Annotated in this window: 1 protein-coding gene; it reads left to right on the top strand. The window is 59.7% G+C overall.

Annotation, left to right across the window (positions count from 1 at the left end):
• Positions 1–238 (top strand): aconitase family protein (locus AAEY78_RS14890; RefSeq protein WP_352340263.1); only part of this gene is annotated, 238 nt, incomplete at both ends.

Genomic DNA, 238 nt, shown 5'->3' with positions numbered 1-238 from the left:
CCAGTACCCATGGTGCTTTCGCGGCCTTGGCATTTGGCATCGGCACTTCCGAGATCGAGCACGTTCTCGCCACCCAGTGCCTGCGTGTTTCACCCATGGCGGCGATGAAGGTTCAGATCGACGGCGAATTGCAGCCGTTCGTGACCGCAAACGACTTGGCCCTGAGCTTGATTCGCAAAATCGGTACTGCGGGGGCCACCGGTCATGCAATCGAGTTCACGGGCAGCACGGTCAGTAG

The organism is Psychrobacter sp. 16-MNA-CIBAN-0192 (genome assembly GCF_040309565.1).
GTDB lineage: Bacteria > Pseudomonadota > Gammaproteobacteria > Pseudomonadales > Moraxellaceae > Psychrobacter.
This window is presented reverse-complemented; position numbering and strand designations above follow the sequence as displayed.